Genomic DNA, 24,356 nt, shown 5'->3' on the forward strand with positions numbered 1-24,356 from the left:
GGTTGGAATACGATGCGTCGTGCGTTATTTTGTCACGCAGTCGTTTGATTGATAGCGCTATCATCCGCCTGCTCTCCGGTTATTCCCTGTTCAATGGGAATTCGCGCCGAGTGCCGGCATGCAATCCGACGGATTGCAGCCCGTAATGTTTTCGTCAACCGTTACGGCACATATAAATAAAATGATGTTAGAGCTTGCGACCTTCGAGAATTTCAGTGAGTTGGGTTATTTGTTGGCCAATCCGGACGTTGCGCAAGAGGTGCTGCGCAACCCGTTGGTGACAGGGTTCGTGCATTTTTCCCAGTTCGGAAAGAACGAGCAACGAAAGCAATTCAAGCCGACGATGTCGGATGCTGAGATAGATCGCGCCTTATTGGACAACAGCGTTCCCCTGCCGGGTAAGCTGAAGGACGCTCATCAAAATCAGGGAAATCTGTGTGTCGAACTAGGGAATAAACCGGGCATGCGGGTGCTGGAGATCGGCAGCCGGGAAGTGACGGGCGAATCCACGATTCGCACGCGATTCACGGAAGCGAAATACGTCGGATTCGACTACTACCCGGGACCGAACGTCGACGTCGTCGGCGATGCGCATAAGCTATCGAGCTATTTTGGGCCCGACGAGAAATTCGACCTCATCTTTTCTAGCGCGGTATTCGAACACTTGGCCATGCCTTGGGTGGTCGCCGCGGAAATATCGAAGCTGCTGAAGATCGGCGGTATCTTGTTCGTCGAAACGCACTTCTCGTTTTCCTCCCACGAACGTCCGTGGCACTTCTTTCAATTCAGCGATATGGGATTGCGCGCCCTGTTCTCGCCCGCGCTCGGATTCGAATGCCTAGAAGCGACGATGGCAAATCCGATCTCCGGGAAATTCTCGGCCTTGGCCGACGCCTACTTGCGCGGCCGCTGGGTCCACGGCTTGTACTGTCATAGTCAGTATCTCGGCGTGAAGCGCCGCGACGTCGAACATTTCGATTGGCACGGCGTCGCGACCGACGATGTGGTCGGCGGCACGTTCTATCCCGCGCCCATTTAAAACCGCTACCACGCAGCTGCCGCGCCGAATCATTCGGGTTCCCGGCGCGGCGCGCGCGCACCCTCTCCCCCTGCATTGCCGCCCGCGCGACTGCGCGATTTCGCCCAAGACGAGCCCTGGCGACGGGTCGGCTAATCGTTAAGAATTTCCTTAATTACGCAATTTCGTCGCTCCGATGCGCGCTTGGAAGAGTGAGTCATTGCCAATTTTTCGATCCTTGCATCTCAAGTTTCCTTCGTAAGCGGTCGTTATCTCTAGCGTAATGCCTTCGCTTATCAATCGTATCTTGCTGGCTCTCGGAGACTTACGGCAATGCTCGGAACCATTCGCGGTCGAATCCTCGCGACTTGTGTCGCCATCGTCGTGACCGCGCTTGCGGTCACGGGCGGGCTCATCTATTACGTCGTCAAGATTCATAACGACGAAGCCATCGACCAGAATTTCAAATCCATTCTGACGGGCCATGCGTTGGCCATCGACGGATGGGTCGAAAGCCGTACCCGCGAAACCCAAGCCCTCGCCGATACCCTTCCGGTCGGAGAGGGCGATCCGGTGCCGGCGCTCAAGCTATTGGCCAAATCGGGCGGTTTCGAAGTCATGACGCTCGGCTTGCCGGATAAGACGGCTTTTTCGAACGTGCCGCTTCCGCCGAACTACGATCCGACGGCGCGGCCTTGGTATAAGCAAGCTGTCGCGGCCGGCCACATCGTCGTCACCGCGCTGTACCGCGACGTGTCGTCGGGCAAGCCGGCCGTTGCATTCGCCGTACCGATCGTTCGTGACGGCAACGTGAAGGCGGTCATGGCGGCCAGCCTGTTCATGCAAAGCGTCAGCGAGATCGTGACATCCGTACATCCGACTCCGGCGAGTTTTGCCTTTCTCGTCGACGAGAAGGGTAACGTCATTGCGAGCGCCAAGACGGATCTCATCATGAAGCCGGCTACCGATATGGCCCCGGCCCTGACGCCCGATGCGCTCAAGGCGATGCAAGGCGCGTCGTCCTCCGTCGCGACGCGAATCGACGGCCAGACCAAACTGCTGCGGGCTCAGCCGATCGCCGGTACCGATTGGAGCCTCGTGCTCGCCTTGGATCAAGCGGACGTAACGGGCGGCATGCGGGCTGTCGCCACGACGACGCTCGTGGCGATCGTTCTGGTCGCGCTCATTTCCGCCGCGCTGGTGGGTGCCTTGACCCACGCCGCCTTCAAACGCGTCTTGCTCGTGCGCGACGCGCTCACCGACGTGGCCAGCGGAAGCGGCGATCTGGCGCGACGTCTGCCTGTGAGCGGCAATGACGAAGCGTCGCAAATCGCGCACGCATTCAATTTGTTCGCCGGAAAGATCAGCGACATCTTGCGGCATATTCGCGATTTCAGCGAGTCGGTCAACGTGGCGAGCGCCGAGATCGCGCAGGGCAACCAAGATCTATCGAGTCGTACCGAGCTTGCGGCCTCGAACTTGCAAAAGACCGCCGCGGCGCTCGAGGAGATCTCGGGGACCGCGCGCAATTCCGCCGATGCCGCCACGCAAGTCAATGAACTCGCGGAATCGGCATCGAATGTCGCTATGCGAGGCGGTAAGGTGGTGGGGGATGTCGTCTCGACCATGGATGCGATCACGAAAGCATCCACGGAAATCTCGAACATCATCGGCGTCATCGACGGTATCGCTTTTCAAACGAATATCCTTGCGCTGAACGCGGCGGTCGAGGCGGCACGCGCGAGCGAACACGGCCGCGGCTTTGCCGTGGTGGCCGCCGAAGTGCGGGCGCTTGCGCAACGCAGCGCGCAGGCGGCCAAGGAGATCAAACAGTTGATCAGCTCGTCGGTGGAGCGGATCGAAGCCGGCTCCGCATTGGTGCAAACGGCCGGGACCACGATGGACGAGATCGTTGAAGGCGTACGCGGGATCACGAACGTCATCGGCGAAATCTCGATCGCGGCGACGGAACAAAGCACGGGGTTGGGCCAAGTCAATCAGGCGCTCGCTCAGCTCGACAATACGACGCAGCAGAACGCCGCGCTCGTCGAACAATCGGCCGCCGCGGCGCAGATGCTGCGTGAGCAAGCCGCGAAACTGGCGCAAGCCGTAGGCGAGTTCAAGCTCTCGGCGTAGCGATGACGATCGCCGGGCGGCGAGCATGGAAGCGGAAGCGGATGTTCGGCAAGAACCGAACGTCGCGGCGGCGTGCGCGCAACTTCGTTGCGCGGCTCGTCGTCGCCGCGATCGTGCTCGGCGCGTTTTGGGCAGGCACGCTGGCCGATTCGGCCTCGCCGCGACCCACCGTATTGCGCGTGCTTGCATGGCCCGGCTACGCGGACGACGATTGGGTGAGCGCCTTCGAGAAGCGCTTGCACGTGAAGGTCGAGGTCACGCTCGTCGATTCCGATGAAGCGTTATGGGCGCGTATGCATAGCGCCAATCCGCCCCCGTACGACGTGCTGGCCGCCAACACCGCCGAGATCGCGCGTTACGCGCGTGCGGGCCTGCTGGCACCGCTCGATCTATCGGCGATTCCGAATCGCGCCGGGCAGCGGCGGTATTTTCGGCAACTGGACGGGATTCCCGGACTCGTCGACGGCCACGACGCCTATGCAATCCCATTCACTTACTCGTCGATGGGGCTCATCTACGACCGCAAACAGGTTGGCGTGGCGCCGCGCTCGATGTTGGCTTTGTGGGATCCGCGCTATCGCGGCAAGGTGCTCGATTTCAACAGCGCGCAGCATAACTTTTCGTTTGCCGCTTTGGCGCTCGGCTATCGCGATCCGTTCCACCTATCGCCGGCTCAGATGCGCGCCGTTGCGCGCAAGCTCGTCGAACTGCGACGCAACCTCCTCACCTATTACACCTTGCCCGAGGAGGCGACGGCGCTTTTTGTCCAACATCATGCCGCTCTGATGTTCGGCAACTATGGGACCCAGCAGGTCGAACTCTTGCGCCGTGCAGGCGCGGACGTGGGCTATGCGATTCCCGACGAAGGCGCGCTCGCCTGGCTCGATTGTTGGGCGATCGTCAAGGGCGGCGCCAATCCCGCGCTGGCCTACGATTGGATCAATCAAATGCTCGAGCCGTCGATCGGGGCGCAGCTCACGCAGCGCGAAGGGCTCGCGAATACGTTGCTGCCCGAGCCGAGCGAAGCATCGCGCGAGGCGCAACGCCTCGTGTGGATCGAGCGCGTCGAGAGCACGAGCGAGCGCGCGGCATTGTGGCAGCGAATCGAATCGGGCGACCGGCTCCGGAGCTTCCCGAAATGATGAAGCTCGGATTGACCGCCCGGCTGTCGATTTTGCTCGTCTGTATCGGCGTGGCGGCGTCCGGCGCGACCGGCTACTACGCCTATCGCGCCAACCGCGCGATGATGATGCAGGAAGCGGAGCGCAGCTTGCTGCCGGCCACCCAGTTGCTGAGCCAACGCTTCACGGCCGCGTTGGGCGACGTGGCCGACGACGTTCTCGTGCTGGCGACGATGCCCTCCGCCGTGGCCGTCGCGCGGGGCGACGACGCGAGCGATCCGGGCCGCGCGAGACTTTCGCAGGTTTTTCTGCGATTCATGATGCACCACCCGGAATATCTGACCATCCGCCTCGTGACTCGGGCGGACTATGGGCTCGAACGAATCCGCGTGGAGCGCGGCGCGCATGGGATCGTGATCGCTCCCGATAGCCGGTTGCAGGAAAAAGGGCATTTCGCCTATGTGTTCGATACGCTGGCGACGGTTCAAGGCCATGCTTATCTGTCGCCGATCGGTCTCGCTCATGAATCGGCGGCGAATGTGGACACGGGCCGGCCGGGCATGTACATCGGCGCGCCGATCGTCGATGCGCATGGAAACAAGGTTGGCGTGCTCGTCGTCGAGACCGATCTTACCCAGGTGTTCCAGAAGCTGGAGCGCGATCTGCCGGCCGGCTATCTCGTGTATCTCGCCAATCAATGGGGCGATTTTCTCATTCATCCCGATCCGAGTCAGACGTTCGGGTTCGAGCATGGGCGGCGAGTACTGATGCAAAACACCTTTCCCGGAACCCATGCGCTATTCGACGGCGGCCCGAACAGCGTCACCTTCAACGGCTCGGGCGGTATCGGCCGGGCGCCCGTGCAAGCTTTCGCTTTCGTGCGTTCGCCGTTCGGTACGGTCGACGGTAACCGCTTCATCGTCGTCGGCCTTGGACGGTCGCTCACGAGCGTGTTGGCATCGGCGAACGCATTGGGTGGCCAAATCGTGCGCATGGTGCTCGTCTCCAGCGCGATCGCAATCGTCCTCGCGACGTTATTCGCGCGCGCGCTGGCTCGTCCGCTACGCGTGCTGGCCGATGCCGCGACGCAGCTGTTCGACGGCGACAGCACACAGCGTTTGCCGGTCAAGCGCTCCGACGAGATCGGCGTGCTCGCGCGCTGCTTCGATCAAATGCGGCTCGAAATTCGTTCGCAAATGACTACACTTCACGCGAGGCAGCAGGAACTGAGCCATCTTGCGGGTCACGATACGCTGACGGGGCTGCCCAACCGGATGCGATTCATGGAGCGATTCGAGGCATCGGTCGGGCATGCATTGTCGAACGGCGAGCGGTTGGCGATCATGTTCGTCGATTTGGACGGTTTCAAGCAAATCAACGATCGATTCGGCCATTCCGCCGGCGACGAAACGCTGGTCGCCGTCGCGCAGCGCTTGCGCGAGGCCCTGCCGGAAACCGATCTCGTGGCTCGCCTCGGCGGCGACGAGTTCGTCATCCTCTTCTCGAACGAGCGATCGATCGAGGCGATCGATGCGACTGCGCAACGGATCCAGACGGCAATGGACGAGCCTGTGATCGTCGGTACGCACCGCATGCGCGTGGGCGCGAGTATGGGTATCAGCGAATTTCCGGCCGACGGACAGCGCGCCGAGGAACTACTGGCGAAGGCCGATGCGGCGATGTATGTTGCGAAGACGTCGATCCATCGCCGCTATGTGCGCTTTCAGGCCCTTGGCGCCAACGAAGCGCAAGCGCAGTGCGGAAGCAGCGGCCGGCTTGCATAAACCGAGAAAGTGAAGCGCGATCAGCGATGACGCGGCAATGCCGGGAGTGGTGGGCGGGGGCGATAATCGGGCATCTGTCATCGGTCCCCGCGGGAATGCTGCAAAGCAGCGTTCCTATGCCAAGGGGGCCCGCCCCTGTATAGGAGCCGTCACAGCGTTACAGGGTTCGGATTTTGCTGAATTGCACGTGCGATTGCAGTGCTCGTTCAACGGGGCTAGCTATGTTCGACGAAAATGACGGCTCGGTGCTCGAGGTCTTGCTCGGAACGAAAAGCCCTTGCTGGCGGCTTCCCAGCGACAGCAACGCGCTGGAGCTCGCGGCGCGGCGCGATTCGGCGAACTTGAGCGTCGCGCTAAGCGCCGAGCAAGCGCGAAGCATTCGCGAACTGACCGGCGTCACCTCCCATCGCACGCTCGATGTGTCGCTGCGCGGGCATACGGTCACTCTTCACCTCGTCGGCAAGAAGATCGATGCTCGCAATTGGGCGGGTACCGCTTGCGACTATTCCGACACGCTTTCGGTCGCCAACGCACTATCGAATGGGCTTGCGGCGGCCGAGCAAGTCGTCTCCGAAGTCAATTCGCTCGTCGTCATCCTTGACCGAAACGGCATCGTGCAGCGTTTTAATCGCATGTGCGAAGAGGTGACGGGCGTGCGCGAGGTCGATGTGATCGGCAAGAGCGCGTTTGAATTGTTCATGACGCCCGACCAGGGGGCCCAGTCGCGCACGAACATCCAACAGTTTTTCGAAAAGCAGCAATCGTTCGAGGTCGAACGCGTCATCAACACGGTCAAAGGCCCGCGCCTCTATCAATTTCGCAACAAATTCGTGCATAGCGGCAGCGGAATCGAAGAAACGTTCATCATTTGCTCCGGTACGGATATCACCGACGAGCGCGATGCTCAGCGGCGCCTAAAGGAATTGGCTTCGAAGGACGTACTGACCGGCCTCATGAACCGCTATGCGATCAACGCGAAAATCGAATGGGCGCTCGAGGATGCGCGCAACGATCCGTCGCGTGTGCTCGGGATCATGTTTCTCGATCTCGATAACTTTAAACGCGTCAACGATCACTATGGACACGTCAACGGCGATTCATTGATCAAGCGCGTATCCGAGCTCGTCAGCGAATGCCTCGGACAAGGCATGACGCTGGCGCGTCTCGGCGGCGACGAGTTTTTGATCCTGGTCGACTCATGCACTCAGGGGTCGCTCGAAACTCTGTCCCAATCGATCATCGACCGTCTTCGCGTGCCGATCCGTCTCGAACTGATCGATGTCTATGCGAGCTGCTCGATCGGGATCGCGCTTTATCCGCAACACGGCAAGACGCTGCAAGCATTGATCTCGCACGCGGATACGGCGATGTACGCCGCCAAGGAGGCGGGAAAACAAACGTATCGCGTTTTCTCGCCGGAGATGAACCAGAAAGTGGCCAAGTACATCTGGCTCGATACGGAACTCAGAAAGGCGATAGAGGAAAAGCAGTTCGTCTTGCACTACCAGCCGTTGATCAACCTATGCACGGGCCGCCTGCATAGCGTCGAAGCGTTGCTCCGCTGGCAATCGACGAGCCGTGGGTTGGTTCCTCCATCGGAATTCATTCGTTTCACCGAGGAATCGGGCTTGATCATCCCGATCGGCCGGTGGCTGATGCGCGAGGCGGCCTGGCAGGCGGCCCGCTGGCATGAAAGCGGATTGAACCTCCGCGTGTCCGTCAACGTATCGGCGCGGCAGCTACGCGATGCGGAAATCGTCAACCAACTGCGCGAACTCGTGGACCAAGACAGCGCGGCGCGCACGCTCATCGATATCGAATTGACGGAAAGCTGCTTCATCGAAGACGAAAGGGCCGCGATCGATTTGATGCGACAATTCAAGCAACTCGGCGCGCGCATTTTGCTCGACGATTTCGGCACCGGCTACTCGTCGCTGTCCCAGTTGACCCGATTGCCGATCGACGTGATCAAACTCGATCGCAGCTTTATCACCGGCATCGATCAAAATTTTCAAGCGCAGTCGCTGGTACGTTCGGTGTTGGGACTGGCGCGCGCCTTCGGCTTCACGATCGTCGCGGAAGGCGTCGAGACCGAGCGGGAAGTGCAGTTTCTGCGAGACATCGGCGTGGACTACGCGCAGGGATTTTTCTACGCGAAACCGATGCCGGCGGAGCACCTCGAAGCGTGGCTCGTCGATAAGAAAAAGCTCAGGCTCATCGCCTGAGCTTCGCGTCGGCGGCTCTCCGATGCCGGGGCTCAGAGGACGGCCTTCAGCTTCGACACGCGCCGGTTTTGCAGCACGACGAGCCGTTCCATGAACGCGACGTCCTTGTCTTCGAGCATAAACGCCGAATTCACCCAATCTTCGGTAATCTCGATCAGCTCCGCTTTCGCGAGCGGCAATACGCGCTGCCGTGCGCGCAACATAGCGCGTGTGCCGTTGAGCATGGGCCGGATGACGTCGATGAACGTGCGCGTGGACATCGCTGCGTCGCCGGGTTCGAAGAGCCCATCGACGAGTGCGTTTTCAGCGTGCCATTCGGCGACGCGCGATTCGCCCGTGCCGATCAGCGTTTCGGCGACGCGCATGGTCGACTTGCGCGCGACGAGCGAATAGCCGCCCATTCCCGGGAATAAGTTGAATGCGATTTCCGGAAAGCCGAGTTTCGTACCGCGTTGCGCGAGCACATAGTGATGCGCGAGGGCGGCCTCGAAGCCGCCGCCGAGCGCGCTGCCGTCTACCACGGCAACGGTGACGGCATCGGTTCCGAAGCCGTTGTAGATCTCCCAAACGCCATCGACGCACGAGCGCGCGTAGGCCATTAGCCGGTCGCGCTCGCCCTTGCGGATCGCGTCGACGAAAAAGTTCAGGTCCCCGCCGACATTAAAGATTTCGGGTACCAGCGAACCCGTGACCCAGAAATCGAACTGGAGTTTGGACTCGCGCGCCGCGCGAGCCAGGCGAATGATTTCCGATACCAGCTGCTGGTTGAAGCATGGCCGCGGCGCGGAACGAAGCATCATCCACATGGTGTGTCGCTCCTCCTCGTAATAGGCCGTGAGTTGAGTGAATTCGCCCGCCTCGTGAAAAAGCCGGCATCCGGGGGTGACGTCTAATCGCATGGTTTTTCCTTTGCTGTTGCATTGGGTTGAACCGAACTCAAAGAGGCGAATGCATCCTTGGGCGCGGCAATTTTGCGTGACGCAACTCGTCTGCCGAGCGAAATCAGTAAAAGTCCGGGGGTGCAATCGATTGCGCCGTTGGAGGATCGACGCGTAAATCGGCCGATAGGGATTCGAATAGCGGGTTATTCGCCCGCTATAGGGGCATTCGAACGGTAGGGCGCCGTAATTGAATGCGGCCGGCATCCATCTCTGGCATCATCGACCGCGGGTTTGCCCTTGTTCATTCAAGGCACGGTTGCTCGCCGCCATGTCGCCGGCGAGCAACCGGCAACGCGCGGAGATCACATTCATGACGGTATCGACAAAAGGGCTGCGGCTGGCCGAGGTTTGGTTTCAGCGTGGTTTATGGATCATCGCGATCGTATTCGCGGGCTTTTTAATCGGGCTGGGCGGAAAGGTCGTCGACGATCTTCCGCGCGTCGAGAATGGAGCCGACCGCGACGCATTCGTGGATCGGACCGCGAGCGCGCCGATGCAGGCGCAACTGAAGAAAGCCGAAGCCGACCTCGGCGCCAACGGCGATGCGCTCGATCAAGCCATGCTGCTACTCACGGCCGCCGAGCACGATACGCAGCAGGCGCGAGAAGCCTTCCGCACGAGCATCGCCACGCGTCACGCGACGGCCGATGCACAGCAAGACCCGACGGTAACGGCGCATGCGCAAGCCCTCGAGGCGGCGACGCGGCGCGAGCGCGATGCGCAAGCACGGATCGATACGCTCAAGCAAAGCCGGCTGGCGCTCGAGCACGAGCGCGATGCCGCGACGCGCTCGCTCGACGTGTTGAACGCGCAAGCGGACGATCGATATCGAAGCGCGCAACGCATCGTCGAGTTGCGCGTATTCGGCATCCGGTTGCTGTTCACGTTGCCGTTGTTGCTGATCGCCGGGTGGCTGTTTGCGAAGAAGCGTCAAAGCCGTTACTGGCCGTTTGCCTGGGGCTTCATCTTTTTTGCGTTGTTCGCGTTTTTCGTCGAGCTCGTACCGTACTTGCCGAGTTACGGCGGCTATGTGCGCTACGCGGTCGGTATCGTCTTGACGGTGCTGCTCGGCCGATACGCGATTCGCGCGCTGTCGCGCTATCTCGAGCGCAAACGCGAGGAGGAGCAGCAGCCGGGCGCGAGTCGACGCGAAGCGCTCGATTTCGTCAAGGCCTATGCGCAAGTCGCAGCGAAGGTTTGCCCCGGCTGCGAGCGGCCCATCGACACGACCGATCCCCATGCGAATTTTTGCCCGCATTGCGGCATTGCCGTGTTCAATACGTGCAGCCATTGCCAGACGCGTAAGAACGCGTTCAGCCGCTTTTGCCACGCGTGCGGTAAGGGCGAGGCTTAGCCGCCGCCGTTTGTGTTTCCCCCTAGCCGTGGCGGCGCGCGCTGGCGGCCCCGGGTTGGGCACAAGTCGTGCTCCCTGAACTCATGCGTTTATTCCGTACCGACCTATCGAACCGCATGAACCGAGCTGCGCGTGGCGCGGCTCTCTCGGAGACAAGTCATGGCCGAACTCAACGCACCTGTCAGATCCGCCGCGTGGGCGGAACACGTCGACGCTTGGCGAGCGCATTCGGCGGTCGTTTCATGGAGTGCCGTTTTCGCGGGCGCAGCGGCCGCCGCCGCGTTCGGATTGATCCTACTCACGCTCGGCACGGGGCTCGGGCTGGCCGCGCTCTCGCCATGGCACCACGCCGGCGCGAGCGCGACGGCATTCGGTTTCGCCGCGATCGTCTGGGTCTGCGTGACGCAGATTCTCACGTCGGGCCTCGGCGGTTATCTCGCCGGCCGGCTCAGGCATCGATGGCCGGCGGTCGAACTCGACGAGGTCTATTTTCGCGACACGGCGCACGGTTTCCTGTCCTGGGCGCTTGCCACGTTAGCGACGGCGGCGCTGGCCGCCGCGATGTTGCCGTCGGCCGAACGCGCCGGCGCGCAGGCCTTGGAGAAAGCGGCGTCCACGGCGTCTGTCGTCGATCGCGGCGATGCCAAAGCCGCGATGGATCGTTGGCCCGTAGGCTATTACGTCGATGCGCTATTCCGTCGTCCGGCTGCCCTCACGGCCGCGCCCTCCGCCGCGCCGGCAATCGCCAGTCCGGCGGCGAATACGGCCGCGAGCGACGCGTCCAGTGCATCGGCACCGGCCTCGGCGTCCCCGCCGCTCTCCGCGAGCCAAGGCGCCACCGCCAATGTCGCGGCGGGTAGCGTCGTCACGCCGGTTGCCACGCCGGCCGTCTCGAGCGCCGCCGAACCGGCCGCGGCGGTGAGCGAGCCGGGCCAAGGCGGGATGCCGCCGAAGCAGGAGGTCACGCGTATCTTCGTCAACAGCCTTGCTACGGACGACCCGCTATCGGCTGCGGACACGGCTTATGTGGCGGGCATCGTCTCCCGTTACACCGGTCTTTCGCCGCAGGCCGCGCAACTGCGCGTGGCGGCCACCTATGGGCAGCTTCAGCAAAAGGTGGTGGCGATCGAGGGGGCGGCCAAAGTTGCCGCGGACAAGGCGCGCCACGCAAGCGTGGGCGCCTCGCTTTGGTTATTCGTCGCGCTGTTGCTAGGCGCGTTTTCCGCAAGCTTCATGGCGGTCTTCGGCGGGCGCTTGCGCGATGTCTGAAACCGAAGCGCTTTGACGAAGACGCATCACGCTTACCGGGGATGACGCCCGCGCCATCCCCATAGCGAATTCAACCGACCAAGGAGGACCCATGCGCTCGATCCTGCTCTATCTGCTCGGTGTACCGATTCCGATCATTATCTTGATCGCCTTGCTTTATCACTGACCGATCTCAAATCGCTTAAGTCGGCGTCGGCGCGGTAGCGCCGATGCCGGCTTACCGCATTGCAATCCGACATTCGCTATTGCGTCTCCTCGGTCAGCGCTTTTTCCAACCTCATGAAGATCCGCTGCGTTTGGCCCTTCGCGTGCAGAGCGAAAAGCAGTAGCGAGCGCCCCGTGACTTGATAGACATCCCCCGTTTCGAATTCCGGCAACTCGTCGCGCACGGGCATATTCGTATCGATGAGGCAGCTCCACTGATCGCTGCCGGGGATATCGGGCAGTTTGAACTCGACGACGTCGTGATGCGCATTGAGCACGACGAGCAGCGTCGCATCGGATGCGCTCCTGCGGATGCCGCTCGTTTGCGCCCGGCCGTCCAGCAGAACGCCGAAGCAACGCATCGATGGATCTTGCCATTGCTCCTGGGTGAGTTCGGTGCCCGCGGGGCTCATCCATCGCACTTCGCACAATTGCTGTCGCTCGTCGAACTGACCGGTCAAGAAGCGATTGCGGCGCAAGACAGGCAGGGTATGGCGCAACGTCGTCAACTTGGTGACGAAATCGGTCAGCGCGCGTCCGTCGTCGTCGATCGCATCCCAGTCGACCCAGCTAATTTCGTTGTCCTGACAATAGGCATTGTTGTTGCCGCGTTGCGTTCGGCCGAACTCGTCGCCCGCCACGATCATCGGCGTGCCTTGCGAGAAGAGCAGCGTGGCCAACAGATTGCGTTTTTGGCGTTCGCGCAACACGCGGATTTGCGCGTCGTCGGTTGGGCCCTCGGCGCCGCAATTCCACGATTTATTGTCGGAATGGCCGTCGTTGTTATCCTCTCCGTTTGCTTCGTTGTGCTTATCGTTGTAGGAGACGAGGTCGTTCAACGTGAAGCCGTCATGCGCCGTCACGAAGTTGACGCTGGCCCAAGGCCTGCGTCCGCGCCGGTTGAACTTGTCGCCGGAGCCGGTGATCCGGCTGGCCAGTTCCGGCGCCGTGCCGTCGTCGCCTTTCCAGAAGGCGCGAACCGTATCGCGGAAGCGGTCGTTCCATTCGGCCCAGCCCGGCGGAAATCCGCCGACCTGATAGCCGCCGGGCCCGCAATCCCACGGCTCGGCGATGAGCTTGACGCTGGACAGCACGGGGTCTTGCCGGCAACTGTGCAAAAAGCCGCCGCCTTCGTCGAACCCATAGGGTTCGCGGCCCAGGATCGTAGCCAGGTCGAAACGGAAGCCGTCGACGTTCATTTCGCCGACCCAATAGCGCAAGCTGTCCGTGACCATTTGCAACACGCGCGGATGCGATAGGTTCAGCGTATTGCCCGTGCCCGTATCGTTGATGTAATAGCGCTGCTGATCGGGCAGGAGCCGGTAATAGGACGCATTGTCGATGCCGCGAAAGGACAGCGTCGGCCCGCGCTCGTTGCCCTCCGCGGTATGGTTGTAGACCACGTCGAGAATGACCTCGAGGCCTGCATCGTGGTAGCGGTCGATCATCTCCTTGAATTCGCCGACCGCGCCGGCGCCCCGCGCGAAGAAGCGCGGATCGGCCGCGAAGAAACCGATCGTGTTGTATCCCCAGTAGTTCGTCAGGCCCTTGTCGAGCAAATAGCTGTCGTTGACGAACGAATGGATCGGCATCAATTCGATGGCGGTCACGCCGAGCCGCTTGATGTGATCGATGACTTCCTTCTGGCCCAGTCCCTCGAACGTACCCCGCAAGCGTTGCGATAGGGCAGGGTGCCGTTTCGTATAGCCGCGCACGTGAAGTTCGTACAGGATCGTGCGGTCCCACGGGACACGCACGCGCATCGGGTGCGTCCACGAAAAATGCTGATCGACGACGACGCACTTCGGCATGAACGGCGCGCTGTCGCGTTCGTCGAACGTCAGGTCGTCTCCCTGCGCGCCGATCGTATAGCCGAATACGGCGGGGTCCCATTTCAATGCGCCGACGTGGGCCTTGGCATAAGGGTCGAGCAGGAGCTTGTTCGGATTGAAACGATGACCGGCCTCGGGCTCGTAGGGGCCGTGCACGCGATAGCCGTAGACAGCGCCCGGCCTCAGATCCGGCATATAGACATGCCAGACCTCATCGGTGTATTCGGGCAGCTCGATCCGTTCGAGCTCCCGTTCTCCAGTCTCATCGAATAGGCACAACTCCACTTTGGTCGCGTTGGCGGAAAACAGGGCGAAATTCACCCCCGCACCGTCCCAGCTAGCGCCTAGCGGAAACGGCAGCCCTTCGGCGATCGATATGGTACTCGGCATGGCCTCTCCCGGCGGTTTTGTCTAGGCGCCAGGAAAGAGCAAAGTTCATTCCCGAAGGGCGGGTTATCTCACGAGGAAACCGTACGTCAGCGGATCGCGCTCGTCGATGATCCAGTTGGCGAAACCGCAAATATGCGCGGTGCCTTCGACTTCGGGAATGACGGCCTCGATGTCGCCCACGCGCGTTTCGCCGAGTACCCGCCCTTTGAAGATCGTGCCCACGATCGATTCGTTCACGAGCGTGTCGTCCGCTTTTAGAAGCCCGCGTTGGTACAGTTGCGCGACGCGCCCGCCGGTGCCCGATCCCGTCGGTGAACGATCGACCTCGCGGTCCGCGAATACGCAGCAATTGGCTTGCGTGGAGCCGGGATGGCGGGGGGCGTTTGCGATGATCGTGCCGTAGATATGATTGATTTCGGGAATCTCCGGATGCACGACCGGATATTTCGCGTTGGCCGCGGCTTTCACTTCGGCGCCGAAGCGAATCAGCGGCTCGACCGCCGTTTCGCGGATCGGCAATCCGAACGGCGCGCCGTCGGCATAAAAATAAAACGCGCCGCCGTAGGCAATGTCGCCCGTGACTTTGCCGAACGAGGGCGTATCCACCGAGACGTCGCGCTCCCAGATGAACGACGGCACGTTGACGAAACGTACGCTCGACACGTGCTCGCCATCCCACGCGGCGAACGCCTCGATGAAGCCGCATGGCGCATCGATTCCCACGCGCGTTTCGGGCTGCGTGCGCTGGACCCATCCGAGTTCGACGGCCGCGGTCGCGAGCGCGATCACCCCGTGTCCGCAGTGGTCGCTATAGCCTTCGTTATGAAGGAAGATCACGCCGAAATCGGCGCCGGCCGAGACGGGCTCCGTCAGATAGCCCCCGTACATGTCGGCATGGCCGCGCGGCTCGAACATGAGCGCGCGCCGGATTTCGTCGGCATTTTCCTTGAGCCATGTCCGCCGCTGCACGATGCTCGTGCCGGGAAGGCGCGGCAAACCGCTCGTGACAATACGAAACGGTTCGCCGCCGGTATGGACTTCGACAGTGGATATCGATCGATTCAGTTTCATGCCGCGCTCGAAGTGTCGATGGGCCGACAGCCTATCACTTCGCGCCTTTTTCGTACGGTACGGGCAAGCCGTCGCGAATGACGTAGACCGTCGTCGGCGCGCCTTCGAGATCGCCTTTCTCGTCGAACGAATACGTGCCGGCTACACCCTTGTAATGCGCCTTGTGCAACTGCGCGATGAGTTTCGCCTTATCGGTCGTCGTCCCGGCCTTTGCCATCGCATCGGCAAGCAACTTCACGCCGTCATAGTAATTGACGCCGTATACCTGCGGCTGCGTGTGATAGGTATCGAGGTACTTCTTGAGAAACGCACGGCCCGCAGGCGTCGAATCGAGTGCAACGCCGCCCTGCGAACAATAGACGATCGATGCGGCCGAACCGGCCACCTTGCCCATATCGGCCGAGCAAATGCCGTCGCCGCCCAGTAACTTCGCGCGCAGGCCGCGTTGCAGCATTTGCTTGGCCATCGGTGCGCCTTGCGACGCATAGCCGCCGAAGAAGATCACATCGGGATTCTTCGATTTGATCGTCGTCAGAATGCCGAGAAAGTCGTTGGCTTGCGAATTGGTGAATTCCCGGTCGACGATTTGGATTCCGTTCTTCTTGGCTTCCTTGATGAATTCCTCGGCTACGCCTTGACCGTAGGCCGTGCGGTCGTCGATGACGGCGGCTGTCTTGGCCTTCAGCGTTTTAGCGGCGAACTCGCCCATCGTCCCGCCGAGTTGCGAATCGTTCGCGCCGATCCTAAAAATATTATTGAATCCCTGCTTCGTCAGGTCGGGGTTCGACGCGACGGGAAGCATCGGTATTCCCGCGCTGCTATAGACGCGCGAGGACGGAATGGCCACGCCGGAATTGTATGGACCCACTACCGCGACGACGTTTTTGTCGACTAGGTTTTGCGCCACTTGCACACCGACCTTCGGATCTGCTTGATCGTCTTCCGAAACGAGCGTGAACGTCACCGGCTTGCCCGCGACTTTGAACGACTGCCGATTCAATTCTTCGACTGCAAGGCGAGCGCCGTTTTCGTTGTCCTTGCCGTTTGCGGCTTGCGGGCCCGTCAGCGGCGCGGAATGCCCGATCAAAACGTCTTGTTGAGCCTGTGCCGCCGTAACAACGACGAGTGCCGAAACGGCCGCGACGATGGTAGTAAGGGAGCGCATGGTCGTCCGAAACCGAGTTGAGGGAAGAATCAATGTAGTCCACATTTCGCGCAAGCGACAGGCGTTCAACTTATCGATGCGGTCCATCGATGCGCGAGTCGTTCCGAGTTAGGACTCTAAATAGCGCATAACACTTATGGCGAGTATTCGATGCGGCGCAGCTAGGCCTTCCCGCAGCGTTCCCGACGTTGCGCGTCCTATGTAGCGGCTAAAGAAAAACCGTACCGTGCCGTATATGAGGACAGCCAAACCGATAAATCGCGGTAATGTTTCGACCCCTTCCACCGATTGCCGCGCGCGCTTTCGCGCTGAGCACCTTTGCCGCCGTGCTATGCACTGCGCGTTGTGCCTATGCGGACGATCTCTTTTCGATGTTCACGCTGAGCGGTTTCGGCACGCTCGGCGCAACCTATTCGAGCTTGCATACGGCCGACTATACGGGCGGTCCCTTTGAACCTCACGGTGCCGGCGCCAGCCGCCCGGTCGATTTTGCGGGCGATTCGCGTTTGGGCGTTCAGCTGACCGCTAAGTTCACCGATAAGCTGTCGGCGCTGGTTCAAGTCGTATCGCATGAAAACTACGACAACAGCTTTACCCCCCAACTCGAGTGGGCAAACCTTTGTTACGGGTTTACGCCCGATATCGATTTGCGCGTGGGCCGCATCGAGTTGCCCACGTTTCTCACGTCCGACTATCGAGAGGTGGGCTACGCCAACCCGTGGGTACGGGTGCCCCCCGAGCTATACGACCTGGAACCGATCACAAACAGCGACGGCGTGGATGGTTCATACCGAATGCACTTCGGCGCCGTGACCAATACGGTGCATGTCATCTATGGCGCAAGTACGTTTCACGTCGCCCCGGGACCGCTTCGCGCGCAGGGCACCGGTATCTTCGGCGTGTTCGATACGGCCGAATATCGTGCGCTCACGACCCACCTCGGCTACTTGCATGCGCATGTGTCGGTGCCGTTTGCGAGCCACTTGCCGGTGACGGCATATAGCGCGGCCGCGAGCCTCGATATGGAGCGCTGGTTCGTGCAGGGCGAAGTGGCGCGCGTGACCGTCGATGGACTGACGCCGGGCTACGTCGCCGGTTATGCGACGGCGGGTTTGCGCATGGGCAAATTCACGCCGTATTTGACCTACGCGGCAGAGCATGCGCTCGATCGCCCCGTGCTCTCGCCCAATCCGAACAGCGGGCAACACAGCGCATCGGCCGGCCTGCGTTGGGATTTCGCCAAGAACTTCGATGCCAAGGTTCAGTACGACCATGTATGGACACCCGCGGGATCGACGGGACTCTTCGTGAACGAGCAACCGGATTTCGAACTCGGCAGCGGCACGGATGTCGTCACCGCAACGCTTGACTTCGTCTTCTGAGCTCGGTGCGATGAGAAATGCAATGCGAATGCTACGGTCGATTCTTGCCGGTGCCGCGCTAACGCTCTCGGCGTGTCTCTGTCACGCAGAACTGGTGGTCGTCGTGCCGGCGAAGAGTCCCGTGAACGCACTGTCGGAAAACGAGGTCGCCGATATCTTCCTGGGACGCACAAGCCAGGTGCCGGGGGGAGGCACCGTCGTGCCGATCGATTTGGCCGACGATGCGGCGAGGCGGGGGAAGTTCTACCAGATCGTGTGCGGGAAGTCGCCCGCGCAGTTGCGCGCCTATTGGTCGAAGCTCGTTTTCACCGGTAGTGGACAGCCCCCGCGCGAAGTGGCGGATGTCGAAGCCTTGAAGAAATTGATAGCGGGCGGGACGAATGCGATCGCCTATATCGATAGCGGTCAGCTCGATGCAAGCATCAAAGCTGTGCTGACGTTGCACTGAGCGTGACATAAGCGCCGGATCCCGATGAGCGAGAGGAAAACAACAATGGGCGGTCGAGCGTTTGCCGTACTCCATCATGCCGGGGCACAGGTCCGGTCTTTGATCGCCTATGGGCGGCCTCGATTGACGCAGACATGGCTTTGGTTTCCGGTGTTTGCCCTCGTCATGCTGGTGCTGGCTTGGGGCGCGTTGATCGACGTATTGGAAGTCGAACATACGGCGGCTACGATCGCCGCGGTCAAGTCGAGCCGCGAATTGGCCGACACCTACGAGGCGCAAGTGGTGCGCAGCCTCGTCTCGATCGATCAAACGCTCAAGACGGTGGCTTATGCGTATGCCGCGAGTGGCGACGAGGCGCTCGCTCGGCTTCAGAATCGAGACATGTTGCCCTCGGCGATCGTTTTTCAAATGGCGATCACCGACAGCCGCGGCAACGTCACCGCTAGCACGCATGTGATCACCGCGCACAACGTGGCGGACCGAGCGTTTTTCCGGGCGCAGCGACACGCGGACAACTTGTTCGTCGGCCGCACGCGCACCAATCGCGACACGAACGCGCCCGAGCTCGTGTTCAGCCGCCGCTTATCGAGCGCAACGGGCGAATTCGCGGGTGTCGTGGCGCTCACCGTCGATCCGTCGTATTTCACGAGCAGCTACGACTCATTGCGGATGGGGCGGCAGGGCTTTCTCGGTTTGCTCGGTACAGACGGCGCGATGCGCGTGCAACAGACCGGAGAGGACACGTCTTGGGGTGCGGTCGTTCCGCCCGCATTGGATTCCGCCGACGAGACCGAGGAACTTGCGGTCCAACCGTGGGACGACGGGATCGAGCGCTTCACGAACATCCGCGCGCTGCACGGCTTTCCGCTCGTCGCGATCGTCGGCCTGTCGCGAGACGAACAACTGGCCCAGTATCGGCACGACCGCCTGGTCTATGTCGCCGAGACGGTCGTGGGAAGCCTCTTGCTCGTGGTGCTGACGACGATCTTGAGCTTGAAGAGTCGCGAGTTGTCGCGGAGCCAGGCGCGTGCGCGCCGCCTGCGGCAGACCTACTCGGTCGCCTCGGAGGCAAGCTTGGATGCCTTCTTCGTCTGGGAGCGCGTGCCCGCCGACGGTGACGGGCCGGCCAAAACCGCGCCGCGTGCCGCGCCGTCGCGCTTCGTATTGCGGGACATAAGCCGTCGAGGCGTGGAGATGATGGGCAAGCCTCGCGACGCGCTGATCGGCGCACTCTCCGACGATGTATTTCTCGATCAAGGCGACGGCGGAACGGCTCGCGAATTTTCGAGCGTATTCGAGGGAGGCGAGGTTGCCGAGCGCGAATGGCGGCACGTTCGCCCGGACGGCTCGGCGGTCTGGCTGCATCGGCAATTGGTACGGGTGGACGACGGCGTCGTCGCGATCGTGCGCGACGTCACCGCGCGTAAGCGCGCGGAGGTCATGCGCGCCGAGCAAAACCGCGTGTTGGAGATGATCGCCACGAGCACGCCGCTCGAGGAGGTACTGGGCGCACTCATGCATTTGCTCGAATCGCAAATTCCCGACAGTGCCTGCGTCGTGATGCTGCGCGACGACGATGGCATGCATCTGCGCGTCGGCGCCGCGCCGAGCCTGCCGGCCGCGTTCAGCCAGCTTGCGAACGGCTGGACGATCGGCCCGGATTCCGGGCCCAGCGGACTCGCGATCTATACGCACCAACCCGTTTCGATCACCAACCTGCCCGGCCACGCGCGTCACGGCGAATTCGTATTGAAAGCGCGGATGCAGGAGTACAGCGCGTGCCGCGCGATGCCCATTTTGTCGCACGAGGGCAGTGCGTTGGGCGCGTTGACGGTGTTCGCACATAGCGAACGGGCCTATGACGACATCGAATCGCAAACCGTCGCGATGGCGCTTCGTATCGCCGGCATCGCAATCGAACGCACGCGCGCCGAGGACAGCATTCGTCACATGGCGAATCACGACGCGCTCACGGGGCTGCCGAATCGCACATTGCTCGCGGATCGATTGAGTCAGGCGTTGGCCCATGCGCAGCGCTATGCGCGCGGCGTGACGGTGGCGTTCGTCGATCTCGACAACTTCAAACTGATCAACGATAGCCTCGGGCATCATTCGGGCGACGAGCTGTTGAAGACGATTGCCGCGCGCATGCGCGAATGCGTGCGCAGCATCGACACGGTCGTGCGTCTGGGCGGCGACGAGTTCGTGCTCGTGCTATTCGACGATTTGCTCGACGAGCAAGCGCTGCGTGCCGTGATAGAACGGCTGCGCAGGGCGATCGCGGAGCCCGTTCACTTGGAGGGGCAGGCTTACAAGGTCACGTGCAGTATGGGGTTCGCGCGCTACCCGGCGGACGGCGATGACGCGCAGACGTTACTGATGAATGCCGATGCCGCGATGTATCGCGCGAAGGAATTGGGCCGCAACAACTACCAGTTCTATACGTCCGAGATGAACATCAAGGTGCACGAGCGGTTGCGCCGGCGAGAGCAATTGAGAGTCGCGCTCGACGATGGTCAATTCCGTCTCGTCTACCAGCCGCAAATCGATGCCAGAACGGGGACCGTGTTCGGGGTCGAGGCGCTGTTGCGCTGGGACCACCCTATCGAAGGCACGATCTCGCCGGCCGAATTCATTCCCATCGCGGAGGAGACGGGCCTCATCGTGCCGATCGGCGATTGGGTGCTGGAAACGGCGTGCGCGCAAAATCGCCGCTGGCAGGATGAAGGCCTGCCGCCGATCACGATGTCGGTCAACGTTTCGGCCCACCAGTTCTTGCGCAGAGGGTGGATCGACCAGGTCGCGAAGGCGCTGGTGCGCACGGGACTCGCGCCCGAGTATCTTGAGCTCGAGCTGACCGAAAGCCTCATCATGCGCGATTTGGAAGGCTCGATCGACACGATGCAGCGTTTGCAGCAAATGGGCGTGCGCTTGTCGATCGACGACTTCGGAACGGGCTACTCTAGCCTGAGCGCGTTGAAGCACTTCCCCGTCGGGCGGCTGAAGATCGATAAGTCGTTCGTGCGCGAGCTGCCTCACGGCGAAGACGACAAAGCGATCGCAATCGCCGTGATCTCGCTCGGACAGCGGTTGAATCTGAGCGTGATCGCCGAGGGCGTCGAGACGCAAGAGCAGGTCGACTTCCTCGCCGACAACAATTGCCACGAGATCCAGGGCTACCATTTCAGCAAGCCCGTGGCGCCGGGCGAGATCGAAACGATGTTGCGCCACGCGAGGCCGGTCGCCGCCTAGCTGGAACGCGCGCGTACCGGCAGCCGGCCCCGAATCGCGCTTGGCTTCACGCGCCCGGCTTGAGTTTCCTCACGCCCAGCAACTCGAGCAGCATGCGCTCGTAGGCCGGCTCGGTTCCGCCCGTGCGCATGCGATGCATAAAGTACTTTTCGAACCCGATCTTCGCCACGTGCACCCACTTGCCCTCGCTCGACCAGTTCAGGTTGCGCGGCGGTATTTGAGGTAGTGCAACGAACGCCACGCCTTTATCGCCGAAGTCCGCCAGACAGATAGCGTTCCATGTCGCGCGTGTCGAAGGCGGTTGCCCGTCGAGCACCGCGCGGACGTTTTCCGCGGTCGCGCTGACCATCGATTCGATCATGAAGCCGGTTTTCGGAACGCCCGTCGGCACGGGCGTTGCCTCGATCGGGGGAATCGCCACGCACACGCCCACGGCGTAGACGTTGTCGTACGTCGGATTGCGTTGGAATTCGTCGATGAGGACGAAGCCGCGCGGATTAGTCAGCTTCTCGATGCCGGCCAGCGCATCGACGCCCTTGAACGCGGGCAGCATCATACAGTGCTTGAACGCGAGTTCGTGTTTGCGGCGCTCTTGTCCCAAGTCGTCGTACTCGGTCACGAATAGACGGTCCGCTTCGATGCTCGTCGTCTTTGCGTTGCAGATCCACTTGATGTCGCGCTCGCGCATCAGCGATTCCAACATCCCCTTGGAATCTCCCACGCCGCCTAAGCCGAGATGCCCCACATACGGCTCGGCGGTCACGAACGTCATCGGTACGCGGTCGCGGATTTTGCGCCGGCGCAAGTCGGTGTCCATGATCATCGCGTATTCGTACGCGGGCCCATAGCACGATGCGCCTTGCACTGCGCCGACGACGATCGGCCCCGGACTCGCGACGAATGCCTCCCAGTTGGCCGCCGCGCGCTCGGCGTGATCGATGTGGCAGATGGATGCGGTATGCGCGTTTGGCCCTAGACCCGGCACTTCGTCGAATGCGAGCTTAGGGCCCGTGGCGACGATGAGATAGTCGTAGATCAGAGACCGGCCGTCAGCCAGTTCGATCTCGTTGCGCTCGGGGTGGACGCGTTTCGCACCGGCCGCGTCGAAGCCGATCCGCTTTTTCTCGAGCACGGGCTGCAATTCGACGGCAACGTCTTCGCGCTTGCGCCAACCCACGGCGACCCACGGATTGGACGGGACGAAATGAAAGTGCGTGTTGTCGGAGACGACCGTGATGCCGTCGCCCTCGCGCGCGGCCTTGCGCATTGCGTAGGCCATCGATAGGCCGCCGAGTCCGGCGCCTAGTATCACGATATGAGCCATGCTGTGTTCTCCTCCGATGCGCCGCGCGGCGTCCGAGCTGCTTGGCGGTTAGTGCAAAAGCGCATTGATTTGCGCGATCTGGTCCTCGTCGAGCTCGCCCGCCGTCGCTGCAAGCCGCAGCCGGTTGAACAACACTTGATAGCGCGCCGCCGCTAAATCGCGGCGGGTTGCAAAGAGCACGCGCTCGGCGTTGAGTACGTCGATCGATGGGCGCTCTCCGGTCTCGAAGCCGGTGCGGTTCGCATCGAGTTGCAATTCGGCCGAGTGCAGCGCTTGCGTGAGGGCGCGCACTTGGATTTGCGCGCTTTGCATGCCGAGGAAGGCCTGTCGAACCTCGCGCGCGACCGAGACTCGCGCGGCGTCTTCGTCGAGATCCGCGCGTTTCAAAAGCGCGGCGCTTTCTTGCGCTTTCGCGTGCCGCAAGCCGCCCGTATAGAGCGGAATGGTGACCATGATGCCGACCACCGCGCTGTTGCTGCGCATCGAACTGTTGCCGCCGTAGCCCGCGCCGTTGATGCGGTCGCCGATATAGGAGGCGAAGGCATCGACTGTCGTGCCCGCGCCGGGTCGATAGCGCGACGTGTCCGCGCGAGCGCTGTCCACGCCTAGACGACGCAGCGCAATCAACGGGTTATCCTGCATCGCACGCGACTGCCAATCGGCGAAGTTTCCGGCGGGCAGCGACTCGACCGCAGCCGCCGCCGGCAATGGGCGTACCGTGGCGTCGGACTGCCCCGTGAGGTCTTCCAATTCGGCGCGCTTCAAATCGAGCGCGGTTTGCGCGGCGAGCATTTCCGCTTGCGCAAGGTCGGCCCGAGACTGGGCATCGCTGACATCCGTGATGGATGCATCGCCGGTGTCGAAGCGGCCCTGTGCGATGTCGCGCGCTTGAAGCGCCGCATCGTGCGTGGATTGCAATGCCGCGACGTCGTCTTGCGCCGCGAGCACAGCCAAGTACGACTGGGCGACTTGCAACAGCAGTGTTTGCCGCGCTAGCCGCAGGGAGACGTCGCCGGCATCGGCGGCGTCGTTCATTTGCTGAGCTTCGGCGTGTTTGGTGGCGCTGTAGATATTTTCTTTGATCGTAATGGCCCATCCCGCGCCGGTGGCGCCCGCCGCGCGCGTATCGAACGCGATGCCGTCGCTCGCGCCGAAGTTGCCGCCGGAAAAATGCGCGCCGCTCGTTTCCTGATCGATGCTGCCGTAGCGGACGTTGCCTGTCGCGAAGATCTGCGGCAGATAGCCGGCGCGTCCCTGTGCGCGCTTCGTGCGGTCGGCGTCGCGCTGCGCGAGCGCGGCCGCATAGACGCTGTCGTGCGCGAGCGCGCTTTGCGCCGCGCCGAGCAGGTCCGTTTCGGCATGAGCGGCGGTGCCGATCGCGAGCAGCATGAGGGCCCACCCTTTTACGCCGTGCTTCATCGCTGTCCCCTAGCCGTACCG

Annotated in this window: 16 protein-coding genes; 10 read left to right on the plus strand and 6 right to left on the minus strand. The window is 61.9% G+C overall.

Annotated elements, in window-relative coordinates; genetic code table 11:
• Positions 1–181 precede the first annotated feature (181 nt).
• The 5 genes from AB1286_RS22855 to pdeR all read left to right on the plus strand — a co-directional run bounded on the left by AB1286_RS22855 (position 182) and on the right by pdeR (position 8,284).
• Positions 182–1,039, plus strand: a complete 858-nt coding sequence (locus tag AB1286_RS22855; RefSeq protein ID WP_430365526.1) for a class I SAM-dependent methyltransferase — start codon at positions 182–184, stop codon at positions 1,037–1,039.
• A gap of 312 nt (positions 1,040–1,351) precedes the next feature.
• Complete coding sequence (locus tag AB1286_RS22860) at positions 1,352–3,154, plus strand: methyl-accepting chemotaxis protein (RefSeq protein WP_430365527.1); 1,803 nt, start codon at positions 1,352–1,354, stop codon at positions 3,152–3,154.
• 41 nt (positions 3,155–3,195) lie between these two features.
• A complete protein-coding gene (locus tag AB1286_RS22865) occupies positions 3,196–4,296 on the plus strand; it encodes an extracellular solute-binding protein (RefSeq protein ID WP_430365528.1) in 1,101 nt (366 codons plus the stop codon).
• Positions 4,293–6,059, plus strand: coding sequence for a diguanylate cyclase domain-containing protein (locus AB1286_RS22870; protein WP_430365529.1), 1,767 nt, complete (start codon positions 4,293–4,295; stop codon positions 6,057–6,059). Before AB1286_RS22865 ends, AB1286_RS22870 begins: the two co-directional genes overlap by 4 nt.
• A 221-nt stretch (positions 6,060–6,280) precedes the next feature.
• Positions 6,281–8,284, plus strand: a complete 2,004-nt coding sequence (pdeR, locus tag AB1286_RS22875) for a cyclic di-GMP phosphodiesterase (protein WP_430365530.1) — start codon at positions 6,281–6,283, stop codon at positions 8,282–8,284.
• Between the two features lie 32 nt (positions 8,285–8,316).
• Here the strand turns inward: pdeR and AB1286_RS22880 are convergent, their stop codons facing one another.
• Positions 8,317–9,183 (minus strand): crotonase/enoyl-CoA hydratase family protein, encoded by an 867-nt coding sequence (locus AB1286_RS22880; RefSeq protein WP_430365531.1) that lies wholly within the window; start codon positions 9,181–9,183, stop codon positions 8,317–8,319.
• Between the two features lie 352 nt (positions 9,184–9,535).
• Between AB1286_RS22880 and AB1286_RS22885 the strand changes: the two genes are divergently transcribed.
• Positions 9,536–10,579, plus strand: coding sequence for a double zinc ribbon domain-containing protein (locus tag AB1286_RS22885; RefSeq protein ID WP_430365532.1), 1,044 nt, complete (start codon positions 9,536–9,538; stop codon positions 10,577–10,579).
• A gap of 159 nt (positions 10,580–10,738) precedes the next feature.
• Positions 10,739–11,848: a hypothetical protein gene (locus tag AB1286_RS22890; protein WP_430365533.1), complete on the plus strand. Its 1,110-nt coding sequence runs from the start codon at positions 10,739–10,741 to the stop codon at positions 11,846–11,848.
• Between the two features lie 242 nt (positions 11,849–12,090).
• Here AB1286_RS22890 and glgX read toward each other — a convergent pair whose 3' ends face one another.
• From glgX to AB1286_RS22905, 3 genes are all read right to left on the minus strand, one after another.
• Positions 12,091–14,274, minus strand: coding sequence for a glycogen debranching protein GlgX (gene glgX / locus AB1286_RS22895; protein ID WP_430365534.1), 2,184 nt, complete (start codon positions 14,272–14,274; stop codon positions 12,091–12,093).
• A gap of 63 nt (positions 14,275–14,337) precedes the next feature.
• The gene (gene lhpH, locus AB1286_RS22900; RefSeq protein WP_430365535.1) at positions 14,338–15,345 is read right to left on the minus strand and encodes a trans-3-hydroxy-L-proline dehydratase; all 1,008 of its coding nucleotides are present in this window, start codon (positions 15,343–15,345) and stop codon (positions 14,338–14,340) included.
• A gap of 34 nt (positions 15,346–15,379) precedes the next feature.
• Entirely contained in the window at positions 15,380–16,510 is a 1,131-nt protein-coding gene (locus tag AB1286_RS22905) for a branched-chain amino acid ABC transporter substrate-binding protein (protein WP_430365536.1), read from the minus strand.
• Between the two features lie 371 nt (positions 16,511–16,881).
• Here AB1286_RS22905 and AB1286_RS22910 point away from each other — a divergent pair, with 371 nt between their 5' ends.
• The 3 genes from AB1286_RS22910 to AB1286_RS22920 are packed head-to-tail and all read left to right on the plus strand — an operon-like array spanning position 16,882 to position 21,592.
• Entirely contained in the window at positions 16,882–17,892 is a 1,011-nt protein-coding gene (locus AB1286_RS22910; RefSeq protein WP_430365537.1) for a hypothetical protein, read from the plus strand.
• Between the two features lie 22 nt (positions 17,893–17,914).
• Positions 17,915–18,340: a phosphate ABC transporter substrate-binding protein gene (locus tag AB1286_RS22915; protein WP_430365538.1), complete on the plus strand. Its 426-nt coding sequence runs from the start codon at positions 17,915–17,917 to the stop codon at positions 18,338–18,340.
• Between the two features lie 45 nt (positions 18,341–18,385).
• Entirely contained in the window at positions 18,386–21,592 is a 3,207-nt protein-coding gene (locus AB1286_RS22920; protein WP_430365539.1) for a bifunctional diguanylate cyclase/phosphodiesterase, read from the plus strand.
• 46 nt (positions 21,593–21,638) lie between these two features.
• On the opposite strand, the gene AB1286_RS22925 is transcribed toward AB1286_RS22920, so the two are convergent.
• On the minus strand, positions 21,639–22,916 hold the full coding sequence (locus AB1286_RS22925) for an NAD(P)/FAD-dependent oxidoreductase (protein WP_430365540.1): 1,278 nt from the start codon (positions 22,914–22,916) through the stop codon (positions 21,639–21,641).
• A 48-nt stretch (positions 22,917–22,964) separates the two neighbouring features.
• The gene (locus AB1286_RS22930; RefSeq protein ID WP_430365541.1) at positions 22,965–24,335 is read right to left on the minus strand and encodes a TolC family protein; all 1,371 of its coding nucleotides are present in this window, start codon (positions 24,333–24,335) and stop codon (positions 22,965–22,967) included.
• Positions 24,336–24,356 lie beyond the last annotated feature (21 nt).

The organism is Trinickia sp. NRRL B-1857 (assembly GCF_050470685.1).
Classification (GTDB): domain Bacteria; phylum Pseudomonadota; class Gammaproteobacteria; order Burkholderiales; family Burkholderiaceae; genus Trinickia.

Bases quoted from the DNA above. Each gene is read 5' to 3' on its own strand.
- AB1286_RS22910 (WP_430365537.1), top strand. From the start codon at position 16,882: ATGTTCACGCTGAGCGGTTTCGGCACGCTCGGCGCAACCTATTCGAGC.
- AB1286_RS22930 (WP_430365541.1), bottom strand. From the start codon at position 24,335: ATGAAGCACGGCGTAAAAGGGTGGGCCCTCATGCTGCTCGCGATCGGC.
- AB1286_RS22885 (WP_430365532.1), top strand. From the start codon at position 9,536: ATGACGGTATCGACAAAAGGGCTGCGGCTGGCCGAGGTTTGGTTTCAG.
- AB1286_RS22925 (WP_430365540.1), bottom strand. From the start codon at position 22,916: ATGGCTCATATCGTGATACTAGGCGCCGGACTCGGCGGCCTATCGATG.
- AB1286_RS22880 (WP_430365531.1), bottom strand. From the start codon at position 9,183: ATGCGATTAGACGTCACCCCCGGATGCCGGCTTTTTCACGAGGCGGGC.
- pdeR (WP_430365530.1), top strand. From the start codon at position 6,281: ATGTTCGACGAAAATGACGGCTCGGTGCTCGAGGTCTTGCTCGGAACG.
- glgX (WP_430365534.1), bottom strand. From the start codon at position 14,274: ATGCCGAGTACCATATCGATCGCCGAAGGGCTGCCGTTTCCGCTAGGC.
- AB1286_RS22865 (WP_430365528.1), top strand. From the start codon at position 3,196: ATGTTCGGCAAGAACCGAACGTCGCGGCGGCGTGCGCGCAACTTCGTT.
- lhpH (WP_430365535.1), bottom strand. From the start codon at position 15,345: ATGAAACTGAATCGATCGATATCCACTGTCGAAGTCCATACCGGCGGC.
- AB1286_RS22920 (WP_430365539.1), top strand. From the start codon at position 18,386: ATGGGCGGTCGAGCGTTTGCCGTACTCCATCATGCCGGGGCACAGGTC.
- AB1286_RS22915 (WP_430365538.1), top strand. From the start codon at position 17,915: ATGCGAATGCTACGGTCGATTCTTGCCGGTGCCGCGCTAACGCTCTCG.
- AB1286_RS22860 (WP_430365527.1), top strand. From the start codon at position 1,352: ATGCTCGGAACCATTCGCGGTCGAATCCTCGCGACTTGTGTCGCCATC.
- AB1286_RS22905 (WP_430365536.1), bottom strand. From the start codon at position 16,510: ATGCGCTCCCTTACTACCATCGTCGCGGCCGTTTCGGCACTCGTCGTT.
- AB1286_RS22855 (WP_430365526.1), top strand. From the start codon at position 182: ATGATGTTAGAGCTTGCGACCTTCGAGAATTTCAGTGAGTTGGGTTAT.
- AB1286_RS22890 (WP_430365533.1), top strand. From the start codon at position 10,739: ATGGCCGAACTCAACGCACCTGTCAGATCCGCCGCGTGGGCGGAACAC.
- AB1286_RS22870 (WP_430365529.1), top strand. From the start codon at position 4,293: ATGATGAAGCTCGGATTGACCGCCCGGCTGTCGATTTTGCTCGTCTGT.